3 protein-coding genes are annotated in these 2,556 nt (G+C 58.8%); all 3 read left to right on the top strand.

The genetic code is table 11. The features are described 5' to 3' along the window. The first annotated feature begins 84 nt into the window (after positions 1–84). From tnpA to tnpC, 3 genes are read left to right on the top strand one after another with little or no spacing between them, the layout of a single operon-like run. Positions 85–507, top strand: coding sequence for an IS66-like element accessory protein TnpA (gene tnpA, locus HGP12_RS33705; RefSeq protein WP_168844259.1), 423 nt, complete (start codon positions 85–87; stop codon positions 505–507). Then, positions 488–841: an IS66 family insertion sequence element accessory protein TnpB gene (tnpB, locus tag HGP12_RS33700; protein ID WP_076846215.1), complete on the top strand. Its 354-nt coding sequence runs from the start codon at positions 488–490 to the stop codon at positions 839–841. Before tnpA ends, tnpB begins: the two co-directional genes overlap by 20 nt. Before the next feature lie 51 nt (positions 842–892). Beyond that, positions 893–2,482, top strand: a complete 1,590-nt coding sequence (tnpC, locus tag HGP12_RS33695; RefSeq protein ID WP_168880244.1) for an IS66 family transposase — start codon at positions 893–895, stop codon at positions 2,480–2,482. Positions 2,483–2,556: the final 74 nt, after the last annotated feature.

Below are 2,556 nucleotides of genomic sequence, written 5' to 3'. Positions count from 1 at the left end.
GTAAGCGCGAATTTCGGTGCGCCTTTTGAGGCGCAGCGCTCTGAGGCATGAAGTGTCCACCAAAAAATAGGTGGACACCAAATCATGGATGAAGATGCTCCTAAATTGCAGGTGCGGCTTGTTGGTCGCGACGGCCGCCGTCGATATGACCCTGCCTCCCGAGATCAGCTTGTCGCAGCGTGTTTAGAGCCCGGCGTTTCGGTCTCGCGTCTAGCTCTAGAGCACGGCGTCAACGCCAATCTCGTTCGCAAGTGGGTGAAGAGAGCCAGAGAAGATCGTGCTTTGCCTGTGGTCTCGGCGTTCGTTCCGGTTCAGATAGCTGCAGATATGCACTCGTCTTCTGCCAGCGGTCCACTGACGAAGGCGGAGCCGGTCGGCAAACGATCTCATGCATCCAAGCTGAGCGCGGTGCTGCCGAACGGGGTCAGCCTGACGGTGGAATACAGCGATGTCGATGGCTTGGCGGCGATCATAGAAGCGTTGGGTCATGTTCAGACTGGGCGCTGATCTGAAGGTCTACCTCCATCGGGAGCCGATCGACTTCCGCGCGGGCATCAATAGCCTCGCGGTCCTGGTGCAAGAGGTGATGGAGCTGGACCCGTTTGCTCCATCAGTGTTTGCCTTCTGCAATCGCCGGCGTGATCGGGTGAAGCTTTTGTTCTTTGATCGGTCCGGGTTTGTTATGGTCCTGAAGAAATTGACGGAAGATAGGTTCAGGTGGCCACGCCGAGAGACTGCGGTGGTGACGCTGACGACAGAGCAACTTCACTGGATTCTCGACGGCATCGATATCGATGCGATGATCCGCCATCCCGTGCGGCAGTATCAGATCGCCGGCTGAGGATGGCGAATTGCGATTGACGCGCAGGGGCGGTTCAGATTCAAGAATCTGATGACTCGCACCAGCGAACCGAGCATTGCAGAACTGATGGCGCAATTGGCAGCCAATGCTGCCGAAATCGCTGCGCTCAAAGCCGAGAAGGAAGCGCTCTCGCAGCGGGTCGTCAAGCTTGAGGAGGAGCTGGCTCTTGCAAAGCTCCATCGCTTTGCACCCCGCAGCGAAAAGCACATTGATCGTCTCTTCAACGAGGCCGAAGAGGCTACAATCGAAGATGACGGCGAGGAAGGTGATGTTGTCGAGCTTCCGGACACCGGCCTGCCAGCGGTAGAAGGTCAGACGGGAAAGAAACGTGGACGCAGGCCTCTGCCGGCAGACCTGCCGCGCGAGCGTGTTGAATACGACCTTGCCGACGATCAGAAGGCTTGTCCCTGCTGCAACAGCCAAATGCATCGTATGGGCGAGGCCGTTAGCGAACAGCTTCATATCGAGGTCAAGGCAAAGGTCCTGCAGAATGTGCGGTTCAAATATGCCTGCCGCCACTGCGACCGCACCGGGATCAACACGCCTGTCGTAATCGCGCCTATGCCGACGCAGCCTCTGCCGGGCAGCATCGCCACCGCATCGACACTTGCCTTCGCGCTGGTCCACAAATACGTCGATGGCACGCCGCTTTACCGCGTGGCGCAAACATTCGAGCGGGCCGGTGTTCCGATCAGCCGCGGCGCTCTCGCTCACTGGGTGATCGGCTCAAGCGAGAAGCATCTGCACCGCATCTATGATGCCCTGAAACTGCGGTTGCGATCGCAGCCTCTCATTCATGGCGATGAGACGACGGTCCAAGTCCTCAAGGAAAAGGACAAGGAAGCCACCAGCACGTCATACATGTGGGCCTATCGCAGCAGCGAGGATAGTGACGAGCCGATCGTGCTTCTCGACTACCAGCCCGGCCGCGGTCAGATCCACCCGCAGACCTTCCTTGGTGACTACCGGGGCATACTCGTCACTGATGGCTACACAGCCTGGCGCACATTGAATGGCGCAACCCATGTCGGATGCATGGCGCATTCCCGGCGGCGCTTCGTCGAGGCCCTCAAAACCAGGAAGAATGGAGGCGGACCGCCGGAACAGGCGCTCCGGTTCTTCGAGCAGCTCTACCACATCGAAAAGCAGGCAAGAGACAAAACCCCAGATGCCGGGGAGACGACGGCTGACTGCATTCGCCGTTTCCGCCAACAGCACAGCCTGCCTGTTCTGAATGCTCTGAAGGTGTGGCTCGACAATATCGCGCCAAAGGTCGTGCCGGATACAAAGCTCGGCGAAGCCGTGTCCTACACCCTGAACCAATGGGATTACCTGACACGCTACACCAGTGACGGCACGATGCCGATCGATAACAACATCTTGGAACGCGAGATCAGAGTTTTTGCCACCGGAAGAAAATCGTGGCTGTTCAGCGATACCGCTGACGGAGCCAGGGCCAGCGCCGTGATCTACAGTCTCATGCTGACTTGCCGCGCCTGTGGCGTCGACCCGCTCGCCTGGCTGCGCCACGTGCTCACAGAGTTGCCGCAGCGGGGCGAAGCGGCCGAAATCGGCGACCTGCTGCCGTTCAACTTCTCCAAGACTACTGCGGCCGGATAGAGCCGGATCTCGCTACCAATGCGCGCACGTTCATCGGTCTTGCGCCGTCAATGCGCATCGAAAATCGCGCTTAC

The organism is Rhizobium sp. P28RR-XV (assembly GCF_012641385.1).
GTDB lineage: Bacteria > Pseudomonadota > Alphaproteobacteria > Rhizobiales > Rhizobiaceae > Rhizobium.
Note: the sequence above shows the minus strand (reverse complement) of the source record. Positions and strands in the feature narration are given on the sequence as shown.

What these genes read in the sequence shown, in the direction of transcription:
- tnpB (WP_076846215.1), top strand. Translation starts at nt 488, where the DNA reads ATGTTCAGACTGGGCGCTGATCTGAAGGTCTACCTCCATCGGGAGCCG.
- tnpC (WP_168880244.1), top strand. Translation starts at nt 893, where the DNA reads ATGACTCGCACCAGCGAACCGAGCATTGCAGAACTGATGGCGCAATTG.
- tnpA (WP_168844259.1), top strand. Translation starts at nt 85, where the DNA reads ATGGATGAAGATGCTCCTAAATTGCAGGTGCGGCTTGTTGGTCGCGAC.